The organism is Rhodococcus sp. BH4 (assembly GCF_002079265.1).
Taxonomy (GTDB): Bacteria; Actinomycetota; Actinomycetes; order Mycobacteriales; family Mycobacteriaceae; genus Rhodococcus_F; species Rhodococcus_F qingshengii.
Genome location: NZ_CP014941.1, coordinates 2,894,875 through 2,920,889 on the forward strand (window position 1 = coordinate 2,894,875; position 26,015 = coordinate 2,920,889).

The 26,015-nt window shown below is 63.9% G+C and carries 20 protein-coding genes; 11 read left to right on the forward strand and 9 right to left on the reverse strand.

From position 1 onward, the window contains the following. Window positions 1–4 precede the first annotated feature (4 nt). A complete protein-coding gene (locus A0W34_RS13490) occupies window positions 5–1,651 on the forward strand; it encodes an MDR family MFS transporter (RefSeq protein ID WP_007732863.1) in 1,647 nt (548 codons plus the stop codon). Window positions 1,652–1,702: 51 nt separating this feature from the next. Here A0W34_RS13490 and A0W34_RS13495 read toward each other — a convergent pair whose 3' ends face one another. Beyond that, entirely contained in the window at window positions 1,703–2,368 is a 666-nt protein-coding gene (locus A0W34_RS13495; protein WP_050656624.1) for an SIMPL domain-containing protein, read from the reverse strand. A 9-nt stretch (window positions 2,369–2,377) separates the two neighbouring features. After that, a complete protein-coding gene (glsA, locus tag A0W34_RS13500) occupies window positions 2,378–4,204 on the reverse strand; it encodes a glutaminase A (RefSeq protein ID WP_054188510.1) in 1,827 nt (608 codons plus the stop codon). A gap of 252 nt (window positions 4,205–4,456) precedes the next feature. Between glsA and dxs the strand changes: the two genes are divergently transcribed. After that, window positions 4,457–6,403, forward strand: coding sequence for a 1-deoxy-D-xylulose-5-phosphate synthase (dxs, locus tag A0W34_RS13505; protein WP_007732868.1), 1,947 nt, complete (start codon window positions 4,457–4,459; stop codon window positions 6,401–6,403). Window positions 6,404–6,491: 88 nt separating this feature from the next. On the opposite strand, the gene A0W34_RS13510 is transcribed toward dxs, so the two are convergent. Next, the gene (locus A0W34_RS13510) at window positions 6,492–7,934 is read right to left on the reverse strand and encodes a sugar porter family MFS transporter (protein ID WP_050656622.1); all 1,443 of its coding nucleotides are present in this window, start codon (window positions 7,932–7,934) and stop codon (window positions 6,492–6,494) included. Window positions 7,935–8,284: 350 nt separating this feature from the next. Beyond that, entirely contained in the window at window positions 8,285–9,301 is a 1,017-nt protein-coding gene (locus A0W34_RS13515) for an iron-siderophore ABC transporter substrate-binding protein (RefSeq protein WP_054828247.1), read from the reverse strand. Window positions 9,302–9,425: 124 nt separating this feature from the next. Between A0W34_RS13515 and A0W34_RS13520 the strand changes: the two genes are divergently transcribed. Next, a complete protein-coding gene (locus A0W34_RS13520; protein WP_081558803.1) occupies window positions 9,426–9,977 on the forward strand; it encodes a TetR/AcrR family transcriptional regulator in 552 nt (183 codons plus the stop codon). A 102-nt stretch (window positions 9,978–10,079) separates the two neighbouring features. Further along, on the forward strand, window positions 10,080–11,651 hold the full coding sequence (locus A0W34_RS13525) for a GMC oxidoreductase (RefSeq protein ID WP_081557794.1): 1,572 nt from the start codon (window positions 10,080–10,082) through the stop codon (window positions 11,649–11,651). A gap of 66 nt (window positions 11,652–11,717) precedes the next feature. Here the strand turns inward: A0W34_RS13525 and A0W34_RS13530 are convergent, their stop codons facing one another. The 5 genes from A0W34_RS13530 to A0W34_RS13550 form a co-directional block, all read right to left on the reverse strand. After that, window positions 11,718–13,823 carry a 3-hydroxyacyl-CoA dehydrogenase NAD-binding domain-containing protein gene (locus tag A0W34_RS13530; RefSeq protein WP_007732875.1) on the reverse strand — a complete coding sequence of 702 codons (2,106 nt, stop codon included), beginning with the start codon at window positions 13,821–13,823 and terminating at the stop codon, window positions 11,718–11,720. Then, window positions 13,824–15,044: a thiolase family protein gene (locus A0W34_RS13535; protein ID WP_003942598.1), complete on the reverse strand. Its 1,221-nt coding sequence runs from the start codon at window positions 15,042–15,044 to the stop codon at window positions 13,824–13,826. Window positions 15,045–15,205: 161 nt separating this feature from the next. Then, entirely contained in the window at window positions 15,206–16,495 is a 1,290-nt protein-coding gene (locus tag A0W34_RS13540) for an HRDC domain-containing protein (protein ID WP_081557795.1), read from the reverse strand. A gap of 11 nt (window positions 16,496–16,506) precedes the next feature. Then, the gene (locus A0W34_RS13545; RefSeq protein WP_003942594.1) at window positions 16,507–17,913 is read right to left on the reverse strand and encodes a WS/DGAT/MGAT family O-acyltransferase; all 1,407 of its coding nucleotides are present in this window, start codon (window positions 17,911–17,913) and stop codon (window positions 16,507–16,509) included. 60 nt (window positions 17,914–17,973) lie between these two features. Then, the gene (locus tag A0W34_RS13550) at window positions 17,974–18,564 is read right to left on the reverse strand and encodes a DUF3000 domain-containing protein (RefSeq protein ID WP_003942604.1); all 591 of its coding nucleotides are present in this window, start codon (window positions 18,562–18,564) and stop codon (window positions 17,974–17,976) included. A gap of 168 nt (window positions 18,565–18,732) precedes the next feature. On the opposite strand from A0W34_RS13550, the gene hemE reads away from it, so the two are divergent. The 7 genes from hemE (at window position 18,733) to A0W34_RS13585 (ending at window position 25,999) form a co-directional block, all read left to right on the forward strand. Then, complete coding sequence (hemE, locus tag A0W34_RS13555) at window positions 18,733–19,830, forward strand: uroporphyrinogen decarboxylase (RefSeq protein ID WP_081557796.1); 1,098 nt, start codon at window positions 18,733–18,735, stop codon at window positions 19,828–19,830. Beyond that, on the forward strand, window positions 19,827–21,188 hold the full coding sequence (locus A0W34_RS13560) for a protoporphyrinogen oxidase (protein ID WP_081557797.1): 1,362 nt from the start codon (window positions 19,827–19,829) through the stop codon (window positions 21,186–21,188). The genes hemE and A0W34_RS13560 overlap by 4 nt, the downstream gene beginning before the upstream one ends. 4 nt (window positions 21,189–21,192) lie before the next feature. Further along, window positions 21,193–21,888, forward strand: a complete 696-nt coding sequence (gene hemQ, locus A0W34_RS13565; RefSeq protein WP_003942644.1) for a hydrogen peroxide-dependent heme synthase — start codon at window positions 21,193–21,195, stop codon at window positions 21,886–21,888. A gap of 54 nt (window positions 21,889–21,942) precedes the next feature. After that, the gene (locus tag A0W34_RS13570; protein ID WP_081557798.1) at window positions 21,943–24,219 is read left to right on the forward strand and encodes a molybdopterin guanine dinucleotide-containing S/N-oxide reductase; all 2,277 of its coding nucleotides are present in this window, start codon (window positions 21,943–21,945) and stop codon (window positions 24,217–24,219) included. Between the two features lie 82 nt (window positions 24,220–24,301). Next, the gene (locus tag A0W34_RS13575) at window positions 24,302–24,775 is read left to right on the forward strand and encodes a YbaB/EbfC family nucleoid-associated protein (RefSeq protein WP_223304570.1); all 474 of its coding nucleotides are present in this window, start codon (window positions 24,302–24,304) and stop codon (window positions 24,773–24,775) included. Continuing rightward, entirely contained in the window at window positions 24,768–25,079 is a 312-nt protein-coding gene (locus tag A0W34_RS13580) for a hypothetical protein (protein ID WP_003942588.1), read from the forward strand. Before A0W34_RS13575 ends, A0W34_RS13580 begins: the two co-directional genes overlap by 8 nt. After that, window positions 25,079–25,999, forward strand: a complete 921-nt coding sequence (locus tag A0W34_RS13585; RefSeq protein WP_003942627.1) for a WXG100-like domain-containing protein — start codon at window positions 25,079–25,081, stop codon at window positions 25,997–25,999. Before A0W34_RS13580 ends, A0W34_RS13585 begins: the two co-directional genes overlap by 1 nt. Window positions 26,000–26,015: the final 16 nt, after the last annotated feature.

Here is a 26,015-nt window from a genome sequence, read left to right on the forward strand (position 1 = left end):
GCACATGGCAGCAACAGTAGGAGAAACCCGGGCAAGTACCGGAGGTGACGGATCGGCTCGCGAAGCGGGCGCGATGACTCACCGCGAAATTCTCGAAGCACTCACCGGACTCATCGCAGCGCTGTTCACCGCGCTGCTCAGTAGCACCATCGTTTCCACAGCGCTTCCCACGATCATCGGTGAACTGCACGGAACTCAGACGCAGTACGCCTGGATCATCACGACAGCGTTGCTCGCCACCGCGGCGTCGACGCCGATCTGGGGCAAGCTTGCCGACCTCTACAACAAGAAGGTCCTGGTCCAGACCGCGATCGTCATCTTCGTGATCGGCTCGGTCATCGCCGGCGCGGCGCACAACGTTCCGTTGCTGCTCGGTGCGCGTGTCATCCAGGGCATCGGTATGGGCGGTCTGACCGCTCTCGTCGTAGCCATCATCGGCACGATCATCCCGCCGCGAGATCGCGGTCGCTACTCCGGATACATGGGTGCGGCCATGGCCGTCTCGATGTCCGGTGGACCGATCCTCGGCGGCGTCCTCGTGGACACTGCCGGCTGGCGCTGGTGCTTCTACGTATGTGTTCCGCTGGCAGTCATCGCATTGTTCCTGCTTCAGCGCACACTGCACGTCGAGACCGTGAAGAAGGACAACGTCTCCATCGACTGGATGGGCGCCACCTTGCTCACCGCCGGTGTCAGCGTCCTGCTGATCTGGGTTTCGTTTGCCGGTCAGGACGACTACTACGCCTGGTTCTCGAAGGAGTCGGCCTTCTTCGTCATCGGTGGTCTGGCCCTGCTCGGCCTGACGATGTTCGTCGAATCCAAGGTCAAGGATCCGATCCTGCCGATCAAGATCATCACCGAGCGCACAACGGCTCTCGCGATCATCGCCTCGATCGCAGTTGGTGTCGGCCTCTTCGGCGCGACGACGTTCCTGACGCAGTACTTCCAGACCGCACGCGGATTCGATCCCACCGAAGCCGGATTGCTCACCATTCCGATGGTCGCAGGCATGCTCGTCGCCTCGGTCGGCTCGGGCCAGCTGATCACCAAGTTCGGTCAGTGGAAGCCCTTCATCGTCGCCGGCGCAGTTCTGCTGCTGGTCGGTTTCGGGCTGCTGTCGACGATCGACCACGCAACCAGCCTGTGGACAATCGGAATCTTCATCGCCATCGTGGGTCTCGGTACCGGCATGCTGATGCAGAACATCGTTCTCGCCGTGCAGAACACGGTCAGCGTCGAGAACATCGGCGCGGCCAGCAGTATCGTGGCGTTCTTCCGCACCTTCGGCGGCGCGATCGGCGTGTCGGTGCTCGGTTCGATTCTTGCGACCCGCGTCAAGACACTGACAGTCGATTCGGTCTCCACCTTGCCGCCCGAGCAGCAGGCAGTAGCTGGAAAGAGCCTCCAGGACGGCCTCGACCTGAGCAATATGCCTGACTTCGTCTCGCAGATCGTTCGGTTCGCCTACGGCGACGCAACAGGACGGATCTTCCTGGTCGCAGCCGTCGTCGCCGTGGTCACGCTCGTGTCGGTCATCTTCATCCCGAACCGTCCGTTGCGCACCACCATCGACATGGCAACCCCCGACGCCGAGCAGAAGTTCGAAGAAGAACGCGAAGAGAAGAACGAGGAGAAGAACCTCACTCGCTGATCCGCAAGCCCGGCTGGTCTACTGCCGGCCGCGTCTTCTGAATTACTGTTGTCACGCCATAGCCCATCGAACGCGGACCGAGATCGATTCTTCGATCTCTCCGCGTTCGACGGCTATCGGGGCCGAATCCGCTTTCATCGCCGCGACACGTCCGCGCATCGGCACGATCTGGTCGAAGTCCTCGAGCACCTCGAGGACTTCGACCAGATCTTTGTCTGCCAGGTCTGCGAACTGTCTGGCCTTCGATTCGGCTGCCGTCCAGGCCAATTCGCGTGCTCTTGTCGCCAGATCGCTGCGGTCGTCGAGATCGAACTCCAGTCCGTCGAGCCGAATCGCGTCGCCACCCACCGATACACATGCCGCGATGACGGCAGCGGGGGAGTTCGCCGCTTCCGGCTCCAGCTCTCGCAGTACGACTCGGAAAGTTGTCGATGCCGTGAATCCTGTTGTCTCCTGGCGGCCTCCGTCGCTCCAGTGAGTCTGCGGATGGACGCTCAGCCCGGCGGTGGTGAGGTCCGCTCCGCGCACACCGCGCGCGTGCAGGGTCTCGGTCAGGGCAGTGGACAGACGCGCGACGGCGTCGAACGCGTCGGAAACGGCCGTCTGTGTCACCGATACTCCGATCGTCAATCGCACGATGTCGGGAACAGCTGTTGCAGTGGCGGTTCCGGTCACCGTGACAGTGGACGGCTCCGAGGTGAAGGCGGTGGTGGGCACGTGTGGTTCCTATCCGATTCGTCCGGCGGATATGACACTCCGCAACATCAGGTCCAATTGCTCGTAGGCGCCCGCCGCCAGTCGTTCGAGAAGCGCAAGTTTCAACTCGGGTGCCTGCGCGGTCAGTTCTGCATATCGCTCCGGAGTCAGGACGGCCACGGTGACCGTGGAATCGGCGCGGATGTCGTTGAGGAACGGAGTGTCGAGGAACATCGTCATCTCGCCGAACGTCATTCCGGCGGAGAGCGTCGTGATGCGGTGCTCGACCCCGTGCGCGTCGGTGAACATGGTGCTGACCTGGCCGCTGAGAATCAGATAGAACCCCGAGGCCGCTTCGCCTCGGCGGGCGATCTTCTCGCCGCGGGCATAGGTTCGCGTCTCCAGTTCTGCGGAGAATCCCTCGATCTGCGCCGCGGACAGAGCATCGAGAACTGGGTGGTCCTCGATCGAGATCGTCGACGCCTGCCGATCGGCCTCACAATGCACCGCAAGCAGCGTGTCTTCGCACCACTGCATGGCGGAATCGAGATCGGCAAAAACCCGACCACTTCGTCTGGCGGGGTCGATGCTCGAACTTCGTTGTCCCAGCAGTCCTTGCGGATCGACGACGGCCACAGCACAAGCCTGCTCGGCCAGTTGAACCTGCAGCGCGGTGATCATGCGTACTGCGACGTCGCTGGCGTCGTCGACGCGGCGGACGTCGATGACGACAACTTCGAGGCCCTCGTCCACCGAGCCGATTTCGCGGACCGCCGATTCGGCACCGGTGAAGAGGAGATCGCCGTGCAGTTCGTAGACCCGGCTGCGCTTGCCGACGTCGTCGAGCACGGCTTGTTCGGTCGGGGTGCGTCGTACTCGCGACGGTGCTTCGATGACGCTGTATCTGGCCCGGATCGACGAGCGTGACGCCCGCGTCACGTGGAGGAAGTGCAGTTCGAGTTCCTTCGACAGTGCCCGGGCAGACGCAACTCCGCGAACACTGTTGCCGTGAACGTCGAGCCTGGGGGAGTACACGGCGATCCCGATCTGGCCCGGCAGAACCGCCAGCACTCCGCCGCCGACACCGCTCTTGGCCGGCAATCCGACCTCTACCAGCCACTTGCCGGCGCCGTCGTACATCCCGCAGGTTGCCATGACACTGAGGACCTGTTCGACGCCTGCGGGTGCCAGCGCACGCTCGTGGGTGAGCGGATTGACGCCGTTGTTCGCCATCGTCGCAGCCATCAGACTCAGATCACGGCAGGTCACGTCGATCGAACACTGACGGAAGTACAGGTCGACGGCCTCGTCGGGATTGCCGGTGATGACGTCGAAGGATCGCAGCATGTGGCCGATCGCACGGTTGCGGTGACCGGTGCGGGCCTCGGAGGTGTAGACGGCTTCGTTGAAGGTCAGCTCGCGGCCTGCGTATCGCGAGTACGCCGAGCGGATGCGCTCGAAGCGGGCCTCGGGATTCGGTCCGGCAACCAGTGATGCAGCGGTGATCGCCCCGGCATTGATCATGGGGTTTCGTGGCCGTTCGGTGAGCGGGTCGAGGCTGATTTCGTTGAACGGCTCGCCGGATGGTTCGACGTCGATTTTCGCGGCAACCGCCTCGCTTCCTCGATCGGCGAGAGCCAAGGCGTAGGTGAAGGGCTTCGAGATCGACTGAATGGTGAACGGGATTCGCGAGTCACCGATCTCGTAGACGTAACCGTCTACGGTGGCGATGCAGATTCCGAACGAATCGGGGGCGACCGCCGCGAGTTCGGGGATGTAGTCGGCCAACTCGCCTTCGTCGAGTGATCGGACTTCGTCGAACACTCGCGTTATCAGGTCGTCGACCACAGTTCCCATGCGTCGACCTTAAGCTGACATGGCGGTCGTTTTGTGGAAGAAGAGTTGCCGAGTCGATCGCGACGGATCCCATTTGTCTGTGATTGCGATCACGAGCGATCCGCGGGATTTCGCTGTTACGCGAAGTCACACCGGAATCGGGCCGAGTCCGCGTGTCGGTTCGCCGGAACGCTCCGTAGACTGGCAGCACTGTCGCGAAGACAGCCGCGGCGCGCACCGGTGCAGCTGTGAAGCACGGAGGGAGCGATCTCGTTGGGTGTTCTTGCCCGCATTCAGGGTCCTGACGATCTACGTCAGTTGAGCCACGCCGAGATGACGGAGTTGGCCGACGAGATTCGTGAGTTCCTCGTGCTGAAGGTCGCTGCGACCGGTGGTCACCTCGGGCCCAACTTGGGCGTCGTGGAGTTGACCCTCGCACTGCACCGAATTTTCGACTCGCCGCAGGACGCGATCATCTTCGACACGGGCCATCAGGCCTACGTACACAAGATCCTCACCGGTCGTCAGGATCAGTTCGACACTCTGCGTAAGCAGGGCGGACTGTCCGGGTATCCGTGCCGCGCCGAGAGCGAACACGACTGGGTCGAGTCCTCTCACGCTTCCGCCGCGCTGTCCTATGCCGACGGCCTCGCGAAGGCCTTCGCGCTGACGGGTCAGAATCGCCACGTAGTTGCCGTCGTCGGTGACGGTGCGCTGACCGGCGGAATGTGTTGGGAAGCTCTCAACAACATCGCGGCAGGCAAGGACCGTTCGGTGGTGATCGTCGTCAACGACAACGGCCGCTCCTACGCACCGACCATCGGCGGACTCGCCGACCATCTTTCGGCACTGCGAACCGCACCGAGTTACGAGCGCGCCCTCGACAGTGGCCGACGCATGGTCAAGAGACTGCCCTGGGTGGGGCGCACCGCGTACTCCGTCCTGCACGGAATGAAGGCGGGTCTCAAAGACGCGGTCAGCCCTCAGGTCATGTTCACCGATCTCGGTATCAAATACCTCGGACCGGTGGACGGACACGACGAAGCCGCCATGGAATCGGCATTGCGCCGGGCGAAGGCCTACGGCGGACCGGTCATCGTGCATGCCGTCACTCGAAAGGGCAACGGTTACGCACACGCCGAGAACGACGTGGCCGACCAGATGCATGCCACCGGTGTCATCGATCCCGTCACCGGTCGCGGCACCAAGTCGTCCGCGCCGGACTGGACGTCGGTCTTCTCGGCCGCGTTGATCGAGCAGGCTTCGCGTCGTGAGGACATCGTCGCCATCACCGCGGCGATGGCCGGGCCCACCGGCCTCGCGGCCTTCGGTGAGAAGTTCCCCGATCGGATCTTCGACGTCGGTATCGCCGAGCAGCATGCGATGACCTCGGCCGCCGGTCTTGCACTTGGCGGACTTCACCCCGTCGTTGCTATCTACTCGACCTTCCTCAATCGGGCTTTCGACCAGTTGTTGATGGACGTCGCTCTGCTCAAGCAACCGGTGACAGTCGTGCTCGACCGCGCCGGGGTCACCGGAGTCGACGGCGCCAGCCACAACGGCGTCTGGGATCTTTCGCTGCTCGGAATCATCCCGGGGATCCGCGTCGCGGCACCGCGTGACGCCGACACGCTGCGGGAAGAACTGGACGAGGCGCTTCTCGTCGACGACGGCCCAACCGTCGTTCGTTTCCCGAAGGGCGCTGTACCCGAAGCGATTCCGGCCGTGAAGCGACTCGACGGAATGGTCGACGTTCTCAAGTCCAGCGAGGGTGAGCGCGGCGACGTGCTCCTCGTCGCGGTGGGCCCGTTTGCATCCCTGGCACTCGAGATTGCCGAGCGGCTCGACAAGCAGGGCATCTCGGTTGCCGTCGTCGATCCGCGGTGGGTTCTGCCGGTCGCGGATTCCCTGGTGAAGATGGCGGACAAGTACGCCCTCGTGGTCACCATCGAAGACGGTGGTCTGCACGGCGGCATCGGTTCGACGGTCTCGGCGGCGATGCGGGCAGCCGGAGTGCACACGTCGTGCCGCGACATGGGCGTTCCCCAGCAGTTCCTCGATCACGCCAGCCGCGAGGCCATCCACAAGGAACTCGGACTCACGGCTCAGGACCTCTCCCGCAAGATCACCGGCTGGGTGGCGGGCATGGGCAGCGTCGGTGTCCACGTCCAGGAAGACGCGTCCTCGGCGTCGGCTCAGGGCGAAGTCGCGCAAGGCTGACGGCTCGTCTCACGATAATCTCGAAAAGCGGTGGCCCTCGGATCAATCCGAGGGCCACCGCTTTTCGGTGTGACACCGTGAGATCTCGTTACTGGACGGATTCGAGTGTGCTGCCTCGCGTTTCCTTCACGAATCGCAGGACGACGAACAGCGACAACACTGCCATGACGGCGTAGCCGGCGTAGGTGTACGACAGATTCCAATCGGCCAGTGCCGGGAACGTCCAGGAGACCAGGAAGTTCGCGACCCAGTTGGTGGCGGTCGCAATTCCTACTGCTGCAGCACGCACGCGGTTGGGGAACATCTCGGAGATCAACACCCAGACCACCGGGCCCCAGGACAGAGCGAAGAAGAATACGAATGCGTTCGCACCGATAAGTGCGATAGTCGCGTTCGCTCCGGTCAGCGTGGCCACAGATTCGCCGATCTCGTTCTTGGTCACTGTTGCCGAATGGAAACAGAACGCCGCGGTGCCCAGTGAGATGGCCATACCGGCGGAACCGACCAACAACAGCGGCTTTCGACCGACCCGGTCGATGACGGCGATGGCGACAAATGTACCGACGATGTTGACCAAGGCGCTCACGACGCTGATCAGCAGGGATCGGTCGGCGCCGAATCCGACCGCCTGCCAGAGGGTGCTCGAGTAGTAGAAGATCACGTTGATACCGACGAACTGCTGCAATGCGGCGAGTGCAATACCGACCCACACCAGATGGGAGACCCCGAGCCGCTTCGAGAAGAGTTGGCGGACTGTGGTCTTGGCTTGCTTCTCCGTCAGAGATTCGCGGATCTCGTTCATGCGTTCGGTGACGGCGTCGTGATCTCCACCTTCGAGATCGGAGATGATCTTGCGAGCACGATCGTCCTTGCCCTGCGCCACGAGGAACCGTGGAGATTCGGGAATCGTGGTTGTCATGATCAGGTACAGGACTGCGGGAACCGCCTCGAGCATCAGCATCCACTGCCAGGCTTCGAGGCCTGCGATCTGATTGCGATCACCACCGGCCGCGGCCTGGAGGGCGTAATTGACCAACTGCGACACGGCGATTCCGAGAACGATCGCCAGTTGGTACATAGAGCCGAGACGTCCGCGAATCGCGGCGGGGGAGATCTCCGCGATGTAGGCCGGGGCGATGACTGACGCGAAACCCACTGCCAGGCCGCCGACCACGCGCCAGAACGTGAGGTCGTAGACGCTGAACGGAATTGCGGAGCCTACGGCGCCGATGATGAACAACACCGCGGCTATCTGCATGACGCGGATGCGGCCGAGTCGGTCGGCGAGTGTGCCTGCGATCCAGGCGCCGAGTGCTGCGCCGAGCAGAGTCAGTGAGACCGTGAGCCCGGTGCCCGAGGCGCCGATGTCGTACTTGTCTCGGATCGCACCGACCGCCCCGTTGATGACGGCGGTGTCGTATCCGAACAGAAAACCGCCGAGCGCGGCGGCGCCGGCGAAGAGCACTGCATGTCCGACGTCGGCGCGAGTAGCGCCTGATCCTCCGCCGGAGGCGGTTCCGCTGAATGCCATTCCTGCCCCCTCAAAGGCCCTACGGTCGACACCCCGATGCGCCGATCCATCCGCGAGCACTCTGCACGCTACGCCCACCGGGGCAGATTTGGCGGGGACTCACGCGCCGTTACCCAGCTGAGTCCATTCCCGCAGCGAATCAGCTTGACACAGTAATGTCGTATTGATTGCAGTTAGTATGCAAACAATATGGTAAGTGCAGGTGAGGGCGCTTTACTCGCCCGAGCGGCGCTCGGCTTTTGCTGCAATGTCTTCGAGATCCTTCGCCATGAATTTCCGGGTCACCCGCCTCTCCGGCGAGCCGTTCGATACGGATCACGCCGGAGAGGGTTGTCGGGAAAATCTCGTTTCTAGGCGGAGGCGCGCTTTGCGGCTTCGCTCAACGTCGGTGTGATCTGGCCGAGGACCCACGGCGTGCTCAGGACGTTGACGTTGCTCAGTCCGCCGATGACCCGGGTGTCGCTAAGGAATGCGGTGGATCCACGCTTGACCGCGCCGAGTCCACCGACTGCGGGTATGCCGGACGGATCACCGGAGCCGTCGGTGAAGCCGACGATCACATCGGCGTCGATGTCGGCGATGTTCTCGTAGGAGATCGTCTTGAAGAACGATCCACCTGCATTGTCCGCGGCTAGCTTCTCGACGCCCGGCGCGTTGACGAATCCGAGTTCGGTCAGCACCTGGACCCGCGGATCAGTGGGCAGATAGACGTTGATGTTGCTCGAATCGGTGTCGAAGTTGACCACTGCCAATGTCTTTCCGGCGAACTCCGGGTGGGCTGTGGCGGTATCGGCGAGAGTCGCGTCGAGGCCGTCGACGAGCTTGTCGGCCTCTTCGCTCTTGCCGACTGCCTTGCCGACGATGCGGGTCTGGTCCTGCCAGGATGTCTGCCAGGCCGCGCCGGGGTAGGCGGCCGTCGGTGCGATCTTGCTCAGTTGGTTGTAGACGGATTCCTCGAAGCCCTCGTACGGCGCGAGGATGACGTCGGGGGTCAACGACGCGATGGACTCGATCGGCGGTTCTCCGCTGGCCGGCATGTCGAAGAGCGTTGTCTTGTCCGCGTCGAAGTAGTCCTGCGCCCAGGGCATGACGCCGTTGTCGTCCGCGCCGTAGGTGTACTTGGGCTGTCCGACCGGAGTCAGATCGAGTGCGTACAGGATGTCCTGCGCGTTCCATCCGAGGGTGACGAGGCGCTCGGGCTTCGAGTCGATGGTCGTGGTGCCGAAGGTGTTCTCGATGCTGACGGGGAATCCGCCCGTACCTTGGGATGGCGTGGATGTGCCTGAATCCGAGGAGCACGAGACAAGTGCGGTGACCGCGATTGCGGCCGCACCGAGGGCAGTGAAGCCCCGAACAGAAGTTTTCATAAAGGGTAGCCTAACCTACTGAATTTCGGCAGCCAAACGAAACCGATTGTGCCGTTTATGCAGGTGGGAGTCGGATCTGGACCGCGTTTCTCAGTGCACCGTTTCAGTGGGCAATACTTTCCTCGTGCGATCACAGCAGAAGATTCTCGGCGCCGCCCTCGGACTGATCGAAGGTGGCGGATTCGAGGCTGTGAACATTGCCGCAGTTGCCACCGCGGCCGGTGTCTCGCGCCAGACGGTGTACTCGATTTTCGGCACACGTGAAGAGGTCGTCTCTCAGGCGATGGGCGGTCTCGCTGTCGAGGTCCTCGGGGAGATCACGGCACAGGTGGAGTCGGTCGATACGGTGTGTGACTACGTCGTCGAATTCATCGTTGCCGCGCGAACTGCCGTGCGTGCTCACCCGGTGCTCGCGACTCTGCTCCTCGCCGAGCGGGGAAACCCTGTCTTCGATCTCGAAATGATGAGTCGAGCAATACCTTTCGCTGGTCAGATGCTCACCCCTATGGTCGAACGTGGCCTCGCCACGGAGGCGGAGTTGGATGAGATAGTGGAAATCGCCGTGCGACTGGGGCTTTCGGTTGTTGCATTCGACAGTGACCTCGTACATTCCGACGACTCCATGCGGGCCTTTCTCTCGAGGTGGCTCGGGCCCGCAATCCGGTCGACCTCGTAGTTCCTTGCCTGCTCCGCCAAAACCTTGACACTCGAGCGTCAGAGTGTCTAGTTTTGGCGTGCCCGGAATTCTCTGGCGACATTCTTCGAGGGAGCACCAGTCATGTCCGGAGTGAAACGTAGATCGTTCTTGGCCGGTACGGCCGCCGTGGGAGTCGCGATGATGGCGCCACGCACGGCCAGGGCTGCAACAGGGATTCCGCTGACACGTGAAGTGCACCGTGTCGTGGTTATCGGATCGGGGTTCGGCGGCGGGGTGACGGCACTTCGCCTGGCCGAGGCGGGGGTTCCGGTCACTTTGCTGGAGAGAGGGATTCGGTGGCAGACCGGGCCGAATGCCGAAACTTTCCCGCACCCCGCCAGCCCGGACAAGCGCATCCTCTGGCATCAGTCCAACCCGACTCTGTTCGGCAGGCCGGCGATCTTCGAGCCATACGCGGGTTTGTTGGAGACGGTGACCGGTGAGAACATGACCGCGATCTGCGCAGCCGGTGTGGGCGGCGGATCGCTTGTGTACCAAGGGATGACGCTGCAACCGGAAGAAGCGGTCTTCAACACGCACTTTCCGGAGGAGCTCGATTACGCACGAATGGGCCGCGTCCATTACCCGCGGGTGGCGCGGATGCTGCAAGTGGAAACTGCACCAGACGAACTGATTTCCAGCCCGAACTACGAGGCGGCACGTGTATTCGCGCGTAACGCAGCGCGTTCCGGTCTACCCGTGTCGAAGATTCCGATGCCGATCGACTGGAACTTCGCGTTGGCCGAATTGAGGGGTGAGATGAAGCCGTCTTACACCAACGGTGACGGCGCGCTCGGTGTCAACAACGGTGGCAAGCATTCGGTGGATGTCACCTACATTGCGGCTGCGGAAGCGACCGGATTGGTGAATGTGGAGACTCTGCACCAGGTCACCGATGTCGAGCGGGCCGCCGACGGACGGTGGCGCGTGTACGTGGACCGGACCGACATTTCCGGCAAGATTCTCGAGAACAAGATCTTGACGACGGATGCGCTCGTGATGGCTGCAGGCAGCATGAACACCACCAAACTCCTGGTCCGCGCCGCGGCAACGGGGCGGATCAGGGATCTACCGGACGAGCTCGGCGCAGGGTGGGGGACCAATGCCGATCGGATCTACATCTGGTCGGATCTCGCCGAGAACTTCGGTGCGACGCAGGGCGGGCCGGTCGTCTACGGCAGCCGGAACTGGGACGACCCGCATAATGCGTTCACCGTCATTCAGGCGTCGTTCCCGCCCGTTGCGTTCGACGCTCACAGCACGGTGATGGTCGGATTCGGTGTGAGCGGCGACCGAGGTCGGTTCGTGTACGACTCGGCGCGGGGTGAGGCGGTGCTCCGTTGGCCGAAGGACGGGGATTCGGCGATCCAGCAAGGCCACATCGGGCCGGCCGCCCAGCGGATCGCGGCAGGAGGACTGCTCACCGACACGAACGCGATACTGCCCTCCACGTGGCATCCCCTCGGCGGTGCCTGCATGAACTCGGTGTGCGATCTTGATGGGCGGGTTCTGGGCCAGCGGGGGTTGTACGTGCTCGACGGCGCTCTGCTGCCGGGAAACTCCGCTGCGTGCAATCCGTCGATGACCATCGCCGCCGTCGCGGAGCGTGCGCTCGAGAACATCGTGAAAGACGATGTGGGAACACTATTCTGAACCTGCGCAAACGCCACGGACGGCGTACCCGAAGGCACGCCGTCCGTGACGGGTCGATCGACTGACTCAGACGCTGGCAACACCAGGCGCGAGGAAGCGCTTGCCGTTGACAGCCTCGGAGGTACCGGTGCGGTCCAGGTACGGCGTGATGCCGCCGTTCCAGAATCCGAATCCTCCGCCGAGCAGCAGGCAGAGGTCGATGTCCTCGGCTGCCGCTACGACGCCCTCGTCGAGCATGATCTGAATTTCCTCGGCAAATGCACGACGTGTGCGCTCGAGGACCTCTTCCGAGGTGGACACCTTGTCACCCTGCGGCCACAGTGCGGCGACCTCGGGGTCGACGGCCTGACCGTTCTCGCCCCAGGTCCACACGCCGGGCTTGCGGGCCTCGACGAGTGCTTCGAGTCCGGGTGAGCTCTTGAACCGGTCCGGGTACGACTCCTGCAGGGTCTCCCCGGTGTGCAGTGCCACTGCGGGTCCGACTAGGGCCAGCAAGGTGAACGGCGACATGGGCATGCCGAGTTCGGCGATGGCATTGTCTGCGACGTCGAAGGGGGTGCCTTCGTCGACGGCGGACATGACCTCACCCAAGGTGCGGGTGACGAGGCGGTTGAAGACGAAGCCGGCCTTGTCGCCGCAGAGGACGGCGGACTTCTTCAGCGACTTCGCGGTGGCGAAAGCCGTTGCCAGAGTGGCATCATCGGTTTTGCTGCCCTTGATGATCTCGAGGAGGGGAAGAACGGCCACCGGGTTGAAGAAGTGGAAGCCGACCACACGCTCGGGATGTTCGAGGCCGGACGCCATCTCCGTGATGGAGAGCGAAGACGTGTTGGTGGCGAGGATGGTTTCGGGGGCGATGAACTGCTCGAGTTCCGCGAAGACCTTCTTCTTGACGTCCATGTTCTCGAAGACGGCTTCGATGACGAAGTCGGTCTTGGCGAACGCGGCCTTGTCGAGGGAGCCGGAGACGAGCGCCTTGAGGCGGTTCGCAGCGTCGGGGGACAGGCGTCCCTTGCCCTGGAGCTTCTCGATCTCGGTGTGGACGTAGCCGACACCCTTGTCGATGCGTTCCTGGTCGATGTCGGTCAGGATGACCGGCACCTTGAGCTGGCGGACGAAGAGCAGCGCGAGCTGGCTGGCCATGAGGCCGGCGCCGACGATGCCGACGCCGCTGACCTTACGAGCGAGCGAGCGGTCGGGTGCTCCGGCGGGACGCTTGGCGCGCTTGTTCACCAGATCGAAGGCGTACAGACCCGCGCGGAGTTCGTCCGTCAGGAGGAGGTCGGCAAGAGCCTCGTCCTCGGCCGCGAAGCCCTTGTCGAGCGAGGCGGCATCGGTGATGTCGGTGCTGCGAGCCAGTTCGAGCAACTCGACGGCCTTGACGGCGCCGGGAGCGTTGCCCTTGGTCTTGCCGTCGACGATCGCCTTCGCACGAGCGATCGCGTCGTCCCAGCCCTGGCCACGATCGATCTCGGGGCGAGCGGGGGTCACTGTGCCGGCGAGGACCTGCGACGCCCAGGCGAGGGACTGCTCGATGAAGTCGGCGGAATCGAGAACGACGTCGACGACGCCGAGTTCGAGTGCCTTCTTGGGGGAGAGCACCTTGTTCTGGTTCAGCGAGTTCTCGATAACCACGGTGACGGCGTTCGACGGGCCGACGAGGTTGGGGAGCAACTGCGTTCCGCCCCAACCGGGGACCAGACCGAGGAATGCTTCCGGAAGACCCAGTGCGCCCGCATTGGCGGCAACCGTGCGGTAGTGGCTGTGCAGTCCGACCTCGAGGCCGCCGCCCAGAGCGACACCGTTGATGAAGGCGAACGTGGGAACGGACGACTCACGCAGGCGTCGGAACACCTTGTGACCCAAGCGGCCCAGCTCGAGTCCCTGCTCACGAGAGGTGATCGCGGGAACACCCTTGAGATCCGCGCCGGCGGCGAAGATGAACGGCTTGCCGGTGACGGCGATGGCAACCGGGTTGGCGGCAAAGGCTTCGTCGAGGGCGGCGTCGAATGCTGCGAGTCCGCCGGGACCGAAGGACGACGGCTTGGTGTGGTCGAAGCCGTTGTCGAGGGTGATCAGTGCAAAAGGGCCCTCGATGCCGGGGACCGAGATGATCTTCGTGTAGGCGTTCGTCACGACCTCGTCGGCGAATGCTGTTGCAATATCAGACATTTAGTTGACTCCTGCCTGGTAGTCAGCGTGGTTCGGGTTCTCCCAGATGACGGTGCCGCCCATGCCGAGGCCGATGCACATGGTGGTCAAGCCGTAGCGCACGTCGGGACGCGTCGCGAACTGGCGGGAGAGCTGCGTCATCAGGCGAACGCCCGAGGAAGCGAGGGGGTGGCCACACGCGATGGCGCCGCCCCACTGGTTGACGCGCGGGTCGTCGTCGGCGATTCCGTAGTGCTCGAGGAACGCGAGGACCTGAACGGCGAACGCCTCGTTGATCTCGAAGAGTCCGATGTCCTCGATCTTGAGGCCGGTGCGTGCCAGCAGCTTCTCAGTGGCGGGAACCGGGCCGATGCCCATGACGGCGGGGTCGACGCCCTGGTAGGCGAAGCCCACCATGCGCATGCCGACCGGCAGGCCGAGCTCGGCTGCGGTGTCCTCACCGGCGAGCAGTGCTGCGGTGGCACCGTCGTTGAGTCCGGCTGCGTTACCGGCGGTGATGCGTCCGGCCGGTCGGAACGGCGTCTTGAGCTTCGCGAGATCTTCGACGGTGGTTCCGGGGCGCGGCGGCTCGTCTTCGGTGGCCAGACCCCAGCCCGCGGAACTGCGGGTGGCGACGGGGACCAGGGTGTCGGCGATGAAGCCGGCCTTCTTGGCAGCGTCGTACTTGTTCTGGCTGTTGACGGCGTAGGCGTCCGTGCGGTCCTTGGTGATGGTCGGGAACCGGTCGTGCAGGTTCTCGGCGGTGTTACCCATCACGAGGGCGCTCGGGTCGACCAGGCGGTCGGCGAGGAAACGCGGGTTGGGGTCTGCGCCCTCACCCATCGGGTGGTGACCCATGTGCTCGACGCCACCGGCGATCACGACGTCGTACTGGCCGAAGCCGATGCCCGACGCGGTCGTGGTGACGGCGGTCATCGCGCCGGCACACATGCGGTCGATGGCGAATCCTGGAACGGTTTCGGGGAGACCGGCGAGGATCGCAGCGGTGCGGCCGATGGTCAGGCCCTGGTCACCGGTCTGCGTGGTGGCTGCGACAGCAACTTCGTCGATCCGTGCGGGATCGAGCTGCGGGTTACGGCGAAGCAGCTCACGAATCGCCTTGACGACGAGATCGTCTGCGCGCGTGTCGGCGTACATGCCTTTCGGGCCGGCCTTGCCGAACGGGGTGCGAATGCCGTCGACGAAGACGACGTTGCGTTGGTTGTTTGTGGATGGAGCCACGCGAATTCCTCCTGATGGAGCTGCCCACCGCACCGAAGGGCGGTGAGACGTTGGTTCGGCGATCACGGCCAGGCGTCCGGCCTCGTGTCAAGCGTACTACTGCCCATTACTGACCGGTAACTTAACGTGCCGAATTGCTCCAACCTCACACCGGGGTCAGGTCAGGATTCCGGCTCTTCCACTTCGGGCTCGGCCGGGACCACGGAGTTCAGTGCCTCGGCGAGGACGGGAACGGTCAAAGTGCGTTGCCAGCCACGTGCGCCACCGGAAGTGAGCTTGGTCTCGATCGCACTCTCGACTTCGGCGATGTCCGAGTCGGGTTCCAGTTTCCAGTCCCAGCACAGGCGCCTGACCAGGTCGGGTTGGAGCAAATTCTCCACGGGCACCGAAACCTCTTTGCTCAGGTCCGACAGTGCTGCGCGCGCCGCGGTCAACCGATCAGCCGCCGCTGGATCCTGGCGGGCCCAGCGACCGGCAGCGGGCGGCCCGACGATGGGCGGGGTTTTCGGCGGAAGCTCGCTGTCGGGGAGCCTGCGCGCGGCTTCCAGTGCATCCATCCAAATACGCGAATACCGGCGTTGACGTGGTCCGCCGAAGACGGGAAGCGAGCGGAGCGCATCCAGCGACCGAGGATCTTTGAGAGCGGCATCGATGATCGCGGAGTCAGGAAGAACCCGACTCGGAGACACGTCGCGCTTGCGTGCGAGATCCTCGCGCGCCTGCCACAGCGCCCGTACCGCCGCCAACTGACGGGTGGTCTTGAGTGAGGTGATGTGCGACGTACGACGCCAGCGGTCCGGTTTGGGCTTGGGCGGGCCGGCCAGACGGATGTACTCGAACTCTTCCTTCGCCCACTCGAGCTTGCCTTGGGATTCGAGTTCGGCTTCCATTGCGTCGCGCAGTTCGAGAAGCACTTCGACGTCGAGGGCGGCGTAGTTCAACCAGGCGTCCGGCAGCGGACGTGTCGACCAGTCCGCAGCCCCGTGACCCTTGCGAAGTTCCACTCGCAGGGTTCGTTCCACGATCGCGGCGAGTCCGACTCGCTCGAACCCGGCCAGTCGTCCGGCCAGTTCGGTGTCGAACAGCTCGGCCGGCGTCAGGCCCAGTTCGGCGAGGCCGGGGAGATCCTGATCGGCAGAGTGCAGCACCCATTGCAACGGGTTGATCACCTCGGCCAACGGCTGCAGGTCTTGCGCTGTCGGAATCGGGTCGAGCAGGAACGATCCTGCTCCTTCGCGTCGAAGCTGGATCAGGTACGCCCGTGCCGAATAGCGGAATCCGGATGCGCGCTCGGCGTCCACGGCGAGCGGGCCGTGGCCGGAGGCCAGCGCGGCCGCGGCGTCGGTGACACCGGCGGCAGTGGTGATGACGTCCGGAACTCCGTCACGCGGAACGAGCAGCGGAACTACGTCGGAGGTGGGCTCGGTTGCATCATCGGTGACTTCGGACATGGTCACTGACTCTACGTCGCAGTCGGGGCCGGGGTTGTCACCTCAGCGTCGAACAGTTCGTCGAGTGCGGCTCCGAAACCTTGCGCGAGCTGGTCCAATTCGGGTGCCAGATCGGAGCAACTGACGATGCCGACGTCGAGTTTTCCGTCGAGAGACATCACCGTCACGTTGAGACCTGCTCCGTGAAAGATCGGGCCGAGCGGGAACATTCCCTTGATCTGGGCACCGAGGAAGTAGAGCGGGACCGGCGGTCCAGGCACATTCGACACGACCAGGTTGGACACGACGGGGTGACGCTCGGCGAGTTTGAGCGACGAGTACACGCGCATGGCGGCGCCGAACACCGCCGGCGAAGCGAACTGCGACCAGTCCTGGAGCATGTTCGCGCCCAGAGCCTCGTTGTGGTTCTTCGAGGTGGCGTTGTAATCGCTGATCGCGTGCAGGCGTTCGACCGGATCGGCGATCTGGGTGCCGAGTTGCGTGAACATGCCCGAGATCTGGTTCGTGCCCGGACGATCGGATTTGCCGTGGACCGACACCGGCACCATGGCGACGAGGGAGTCCTCCGGCAGCTCGTCCCGGTCCTCCAGATACTTACGCAGTGCCCCGGCGCAGAGCGCGAGAACCACGTCGTTGACCTTGACGCCGTGACGGTCCTTGACGGCTTTGACCTTCGCGAGATCGAGTTGGCTGAACGCGACGTTGCGGTGACCGGTGATCGCGCCGTTGAACGAGGTCCGCGGCGCGGTGAACGGAGCAGGCATCGCTTCACCCTTTCGCGCACGCGTCACCCACTTCGGGAGCATGGCGATTCCGCCGGGGACCAGACGGGCAATTCTTGCGGGTCGGGCGATGACGGCCATGAGTCCGCCGATGGCGATGTCCAGCGTTCCCGCGTCGCCCGCACCCTGTGCGGTGGGATCCACGAGCGCCGGTGAATCCGGTTCGAGACTGCACAGCTGAGCCAGGATGTTCGCGCCGGTGACACCGTCGGCAGCGCTGTGATGGATCTTCGACATGACGGCGATCTGTCCGTCGGCAAGTCCCTCGATCACCCACATCTCCCACAGCGGTCGGGAACGATCCAGCGGTTGGCTCGCGATGTGTCCGGCGAGCTCTGCCAGTTCCGCGTGTGTGCCGGGAGCAGGTACCGCGGTCCGGTGGCAGTGCCGCTCGATGTCGAAATCGTGATCGTCGACCCACACGGGGTAGTCGAGATTGAGACGGGAATCTTTGAGTTTGCGCCGGAACGTCGGCATGGTGGCCATTCGCGAGTCCAACTCGCGAAGCAGCTTCCGGTAGTCGTAGCCGCCCGGGATGGTCGTGGGGTCGAGCAGGACAAGTCCACAAACGTGCAATAGCTGGGTCGGTGTTTCCAAGTAGAGGAAGGTCGCGTCGAGTCCGCTGAGACGTTGCATGACTTATTCTAGAACAGGTTCTAGTATTTTTCCGGGGGAATGCTCAAACGAGTGACAGAGTTAGTCGTTCTGCCGCGACAGCGTGGTTATCCCGGCAGGCGGAAGCCCCGCCGCGTACGCGAGAACCTCGCAGAAAGCCTCGACGTGGTGAGCCAATTCGGACGAAGTTGCAGTCCAGGACGCTCGCAACTCCAGTTGATGGGCTCGCGGAGGTCCGGCGATGTCGCCGTACCGCACGGAAGTTGTAGCTGTGACCGTACCGCCCAGGGCCACAAAAGGTTCCGGTCCGGCCTCCAAAGCGTCCACCAGCCAACTCCAGGCTACTTCGGGAAGTAGTGGATCCGCGGCGACGGCTTCGTCGAGATCGGCCTGGATGTACGCCACCAACCGCATGGTGCCGTTCCACGCCTCGTCGCCGTCCGGATCGAACAACAGGATCAGGCGGCCGAAAGCGTCACCTTCGGACTGCTCGGCCACGACGTCGGAGTCCGGGTGGAGAACCTCGGCCCCCACCGCGTGGCTGTACGGAGCGAGGCGCTGCGGCGGGCGGATGGGACCGACCTCTATCTCGGGCCGAACCCGCGCAGCGGTCATCGCCTCCACGGCGGCACGGAACTCGGCCGGGTCGGCTGTCGATCCGGATGTCGTCACAGGTCAGGACGTTAGTCGGGGATGCGGGCGGGGAGGTGGAGGCGCGCCGACCGAGTGTGGCTCGGGTGTGTGGCCGCTCACGAACCGCTCGGGTGTCCGATCCCGAGTGTGGGACGTGGCAGCATTGAGTCGATCGAAGACACACGTTGGCGGAGAGCGCGAGGACTGATGAGCGGGTTGGACAACATGAATTCAGGCATTACCGGGTCGGCGGAATACAGCGCTCGGCGAGTCTTGCCCGACGCACCGTTGCTTGCCGCGGCGACCGGACGCACTCCGAGTCGACGGCCGGTGTGGTTCATGCGTCAGGCCGGGCGTTCGTTGCCGGAGTACCGCGAGATCCGCGCCGGGATCGGCATGTTGGAATCTTGTTTCGATCCGGCGCTGGTCTGTGAGATCACGATGCAGCCGGTGCGCCGTCACGACGTGGACGCGGCAATCCTGTTCTCGGACATCGTCGTTCCACTCAAAGCCGCGGGAATCGATCTCGACATCGTTGCCGGCGTCGGACCGGTGGTCGCCAATCCGATTCGCTCCATCGCCGACGTTGCAGCACTTCCGCGACTGGTCCCCGAAGAGGTAGGCGCAATCGCGCAGGCCGTTCGGCTTCTCACTACCGAGTTGGGCTCCACGCCGCTGATCGGCTTTGCCGGAGCGCCGTTCACTCTGGCGTCGTATCTGGTCGAGGGTGGTCCGAGCCGGAACCACGAGAAGACCAAAGCGCTCATGCACTCCGATTCGAAGACCTGGCACGCGTTGCTCGGAAGTTTGGCCGACACCACGATCTGCTTCCTGCAGGCGCAGCTCAAGGCGGGCGTCGACGCGGTCCAGCTGTTCGACTCGTGGGCCGGCGCGCTCTCGCTGGCCGATTACCGGGAATTTGTTCTCCCGCATTCCGAGCGAGTGTTCGCCGAGGTTGCCGCTGCCGGCGTCCCGCGTATCCACTTCGGTGTCGGCACCGGTGAACTTCTCGGCGCGATGGGGGAGGCAGGCGCCGACGTCGTGGGTGTCGACTGGCGGATTCCGCTCGACGTCGCGGCTGGTCGTGTCGGTCCGGGTAAGGCGCTGCAGGGCAATCTCGATCCCGCCGTACTGTTCGCGGGCCCCGAGGTGATCGATCGTGAGGTGCGCCGGATCGCCGCCGAAGGGGACCGCGCGATCGAGGCCGGTGCCATCGGCCACATCTTCAACCTCGGCCACGGAGTTCTTCCCGACACCGATCCCACGGCGATCACCTCGGCGGTGGAGCTGGTGCACTCGCTGTGACAACGACTCGGCCGTCGGTCGCGGTGATCGGAGGCGGAATCTCCGGTCTGGTTGCCGCGTACCGGCTTCGGCGCAGTCTGGGCTCCGAAGCGGACATCACGATCGTCGACGACTCACCGCGGCTGGGCGGGAAGCTGCGAACGATTGATCTGGGCGGTGGCCCGATCGACATCGGTGCCGAGGCTTTCATCGCCCGTCGGCCGGAAGTTCCTGCGCTTCTCGCCGAGCTGGGACTGACCGATCAGATCGTCTACCCCGCGGGCCTGAGTCCGTTGATCTGGTCTCAGGGCTCACTGAATCGGTTGCCGACCGGAACCCTGATGGGAATCCCGGCTTCGGCGGAGTCGGTTCGAGATCTTGTCGACGAGCAGACCCTGGCGCGCATAGCGGCCGAGGCCGGCGTCCCGCTGGAGTGGACCCGCGGTTCCGATTGCAGTGTTGCCGAACTGGTTTCGCAGCGATTCGGTGATCAGGTGGTCAGCCGATCGGTGGATCCGCTTCTCGGTGGGGTGTACTCGGGGCTGGCGGAGACCATCGGCGTGCGTGCAGCTTTGCCGACACTCGCTGCGGCCCTCGATGCGGGCTCTCGGAGCCTCACGGATGCAGTCGCAGCCGCATTGCCGACGCCTGCACCGGGGCCGGTGTTCGGAGCGCTCAGAGACGGGTACGGCATCCTGCTCGATGCGCTGCAGCAGGCCGCCGACGCGACCTTCGTCCGCGGCGAGGCTTCTGGGTTGCGCAGCGACGGGGCTGGTTGGAACGTCGATCCGCTCGGAAGCGTCGACGCGGTGATTCTGGCCGTCCCGGCGCCGCGCGCAGCGGCGCTGTTGGCCGGAGTCGATGCGGATGTTGCGAGTACCGTCGCTCGGATCGAACTGGCGTCGTCCGCGGTGGTGGCGCTCCGGTTGTCCGGGCAGGTCGAACTTCCGCAGAATTCAGGGATCCTGGTAGCCACCGACGCCGACCTGACCGCCAAGGCGTTCACGCTGTCGAGTCGAAAGTGGACACACCTCGCTGATCGCGGTGAGCACCTCGTTCGGGTGTCGTTCGGTCGATTCGGTGCATCGGAGATCGTCGACCGGTCGGATGGCGAGTTGATCGACTTCGCGCGCGCCGATCTCGAGACCGTGACCGGAATCACCGAGGAGCCAGGCGCGACCTTCGTACAGCGGTGGCACGGAGGTCTTCCCCAATACGCCCCAGGTCACACGGAAATCGTGGCTGAAATCGAGTCCGGGATGACGCAGTTCGACGGCCTCGCCCTGGCCGGGTCGTGGCTGCACGGCGTCGGGGTTCCGGCGTGTGTCGCAGTCGGCACGACGGCGGCTACACGGATATTCGAGCGAGTGGCACGATAGACCCATGGCACGCCTTGATTTCGACAAACTGAACTCTGAAATCCGTTACCTCATGTTCTCCGTGTTCCAGGTGGAACCCGGTGTGCTGGGCGATGATCGGGAAGCTGCGGTCAAGGACGCCCGCTTGTTCTTCGAGGGTCTCGAAGACAAGGGCGTCGTGGTTCGCGGGATCTACGACGTCGCCGGCCTGCGCGCCGACGCGGACTTCATGATCTGGACCCACGCGGCCACCATCGAGGAACTGCAGGCCGCGTACGCGGATTTCCGTCGCACCACCGTCCTCGGACAGGCCAGTGCTCCCATCTGGAGCAACTCGGCGGTGCACCGCCCCGCGGAGTTCAACAAGAGCCACGTGCCCTCGTTCATCGCGGGTGAGGATCCGGGCGACTACATCTGCGTCTACCCGTTCGTCCGCTCGTACGAGTGGTACCTGCTCCCCGACGAGGAGCGTCGCAAGATGCTCGCCGATCACGGTATGGCTGCTCGTTCGTACAAGGACGTTCGCGCCAACACGGTCCCGGCCTTCGCCCTGGGGGACTACGAGTGGATTCTCGCGTTCGAAGCACCCGAGCTCATTCGTATCGTCGATCTGATGCGCGATCTACGTGCCACCGAAGCTCGCTTGCACGTTCGCGAAGAGGTGCCGTTCTTCACCGGCCCGCGCGTGGACATCGAGAAGCTGGTCCTTTCCCTTCCCTGATCTGCTTCGAAAGTAGTTCCTGTGACAACTGCACCGAACCGGCGTCGTCAACACATGTCCCATTGGGGAATGTTCACCGCCGAATCGGTCGCCGGCGAGGTGACCGCCGTGCATCCGTACGAGGGTGATGCGAATCCTTCGCCGATGCTCGGGAACCTCGCCGGTTCGGTGCGCAGTCGGGCTCGTGTTTCGGGCCCGGCGGTGCGTCGGGGTTGGCTCGAGAACGGGCCGGGTCCCAGCGACCGACGTGGAGCCGACGAATTCGTCTCGGTCTCCTGGGACGAACTGACCGAACTCCTCTCGCGTGAACTACGTCGCGTGGTCGACGCGCACGGAAACAAGGCGATCTTCGGCGGCTCGTACGGCTGGGCCAGCGCCGGCCGATTCCATCACGCGCAGAGCCAAGTTCACCGATTTCTGAATCAGCTGGGTGGATACACCAAGTCAGTTCACAGCTACTCGCTCGGTGCCACCGGTGTCATCATGCCGCGTGTGGTCGGAACGCACTGGAAGTTGTTCGCGCGCTCCACGTCGTGGGACGTCATCGCGAAGCACTCCGAACTCCTCGTCTCGTTCGGAGGAGTGCCGATCAAGAACACCGGAGTCAATGCCGGTGGTACGAGCGATCATCCGACGCGCGGGGCGCTCGACGCGTTTCGTGCCCGCGGCGGAAAGATCGTCTCCTTCAGTCCGTTGCGTGACGACGTCGAGGGTGACTGTGAGTGGATCGCACCCGTTCCGGGAACCGACGTTGCAATCATGCTTGCCCTGGCCTTTGTCCTGGCGTCGGAGGACCTGCACGATCGCGATTTCCTGGGCCGTTTCTGCGTCGGTTACGAACGCTTCGAGGATTACCTGCTCGGACGTTCCGACGGTGTACCGAAGGATCCGCGCTGGGCGCAGAAGATCTCCGGTGTGTCGGCGGAGTTCATCACCGACCTGGCTCGGAGAATGGCGTCTGGCCGGACGCTGGTGACCGTCACGTGGTCGTTGCAACGCATCAAACACGGTGAACAGGCACCGTGGATGGGCGTGACACTCGCAGCGATGCTCGGCCAATTCGGGCTTCCGGGTGGAGGTTTCGGGCACGGCTACGGTTCGATGAACGAGCCGGGTCTGGCTCCGGTGCCGTATCCCTTGCCGACCTTCTCGCAAGGTGTGAATCCGGTGTCGGATTTCATTCCGGTAGCCGCGATTTCCGACCTGCTGCTTTCGCCCGGGGAGGAGTTCGATTACGACGGCCGACGCTTGACCTATCCCGACATCCGGTTGGTCTATTGGGCCGGTGGCAATCCGTTTCACCACCATCAGGATCTCCCGAGGCTGCGACGGGCATTTGCGCGTCCGGACACGATCGTCGTTCACGATCCGTACTGGACGCCGATGGCCCGCAACGCCGACATCGTTGTCCCGTCGACCACCTCGCTCGAACGAAATGACCTGAGCTGCACTCGAAACGACCCGCTTCTGGTCGCGATGCAGCAGGTCGTTCCACCTTTCGAGAACTCGCGTGACGACTACGACACGTTTGCCGCTCTCGCTTCTGCGCTCGGATTCGGGGAACAGTTCACCGAGGGGCGATCCTCACAGGAGTGGATCGAGCATCTCTACGGTCAATGGCGGCCGTTCGTCGATGCAGACGGCGGCAACACACCGACGTTCGAGGACTTCTGGGCAGAAGGGCACTACCGGATGCGAACCGAAGACAACCTCGTGCTCTTCGGTGACTTCCGTGAGAATCCCGAGAAATATCCGCTCTCGACTCCGAGTGGGAAGATCGAGATCTTCTCCGAGACCATCGAGTCCTTCGGCTACGACGACTGCGCCGGCCATCCGCGCTGGTACGAGCCCGACGAGTGGCTGGGTGGACCGCGAGCCTCGCAATTCCCGCTTCACTTGATCGCCAATCAGCCCAAGACGCGTCTGCACAGCCAACTCGATCACGGCGCTGCGAGCCAGGCGTCGAAGATTCAGGGACGCGAGCCGATTCGTATGCACCCCGATGCAGCGGCCGCGCGCGGCGTCTCGGCAGGAGACGTGGTGCGGGTGTTCAACGATCGCGGAGCGTGCCTTGCTGGTGTGATCGTCGACTCGGACTTGCGGAGCGACGTCGTCCAACTTTCCACCGGTGCCTGGTACGACCCGCTCGATCCTGCCGATCCCGACTCTCTGTGCGTGCACGGCAATCCCAACGTTCTGACACCGGACATCGGTACGTCGTCACTCTCGCACGGGTGCACCGGCCAGCACGTTCTGGTGCAGATCGAGAAATTCGACGGGGCCCTGCCGCCGGTCAAGGCGTTCGATCCGCCCGTGCTTCGTTCACGCTGACGGAACCGATCGGCCACCTCTCGCGTCGAACCTCGTGAGCGCCTGAATCAGGTGTCACGATCTATCGAAGGTGGGGGCCATCGTGAGTGCAGCGGATGTTGGTTCGATGCGGGGGCAAGTCGAAGTACTTCGGGCTCAGATCGATTCGATGCAGCACGTTCTGTTGGAGCGGACTCGATCGCTGGCGGACTTGCAGGAGAGGATCGCTCGAGCGACGGCGAGCGCGCGTTCGAGTGACGGCAGCGTGGAAATCGTCGTCGACGCCTCGGGGGCGGTGGTGGGAGTCGATCTCTCGGGGAGTTCTTACGCCAAGCATTCGCCGGCAGCGTTGGGGAATCTGATCCTGGCTACGGCCGCGTCTGCGGCAGAAGACATACGCCGACAGGTTGCCGAGATGACGAAGCCGCTCACGGAGGCGGCCGGAATCGACTTGCCGGACCTGGTTCCGGGCGTGCTCGGATTGCGCGAGATTCTCGAACCTCGTCCGAGCTCCACACCGGCTTCCTGCGACGAGAACTGGGACCGCACCGTTCTGAGGAGCTCCGGCAATGTCTGAGCTGGGCGTGAATGTGGCCGCGATGAAAAGTGCTGCACCAGCCTTCGCGGTGGTCGCTGCCGATCTCGACGAGGCGCGGAGCGCTCTCGACGCAGTGGTCGCCGCCGAAGAGGGTTGCTGGGGCACTGACCAGTTCGGATCCGCATTCTCAGGCGCATATGTTCCCGGTGCTGAGTCAGCAGTCGGTGGGATGACGCTGGTCGCGGGCGCGCTGCGCGAATTGACCGCCACGCTGATCGAGATCACCGATCGTTTCGAATCGATCGACACCTCGCTTGCCGACGACATGGCGGGTGGGCTCTGATGGGACTCGAGATTCCAGGCTGGTTACAGGCGGTTGCGTCGGTCGCGGTGGGCAGTGACTGGCCGCAAGGAGACGAAACGGCACTGTGGAGGTTGGGTGATGCCTGGTCAGGCGCGGCTGATCGGATCGAGGCTTCGGCCGCTGCCGGTGGTTACGGATTGCAGGCAGTACTGGCATCGATCGACGGTCGAGCCGGCGACTCGTTGTCTCGGTATTGGTCCGAGGCCGGGGGAGTTGCGGAGGTCTTCGAGCGGTTGTCCTCTGCCGCGGCCGAACTGGGTCAGTCATGCACCGATACCGGCACGGACATCGAGTACACCAAACTGTCGATCCTCGCGGCGCTGGGCGCACTGGCGCTCGAGATTGCCGCCATGGTGGCGGCTGCTGTCCCGACACTGGGTGTCAGTACCGCCGGGGTCGTGGCGGCTGAGGTCGCAACGACACTCACGGTCCGAATGTTGTTGCAGCAATTGTTGATACGAGTGATCGAGGCTGCGGCAGTGGAAGCTGCCGCTGCCGTCTTCTCCGGCCTCGCCATTCAACTCGGGCAGATGACGATGGATCATCGCCAGTCGATCGACGGTGGCAAGGTCGTGACCGAGGGGCGCGACGGTTTCATCAAGGGACTTGCGAACGGAGGGTTGAAGACGACGCCGGATCGTGTCGGCCCTGACCCGAACCCGCTCCCGACCGGTTCGAGAGTGCAGGAGATCGCGCGGGGCGCCTTCGACGACGCGGTGTCGGGAGCGTCCGCTGCGATCGTGACGAAGGAAGTCACGGGCGGCGACGCCTCGTTGACTGACATCACTTCCGGCGCGATCGGTGGCGGGATCGGTTCCGTCAAAGACGGACTTGTCGCTCGCAACGAGGACCTGAATGCGGCCGGTCTGAGCCCGACTGCGCTGAACTGGGACTTCTGAGTGGAAAGTCTCGAAT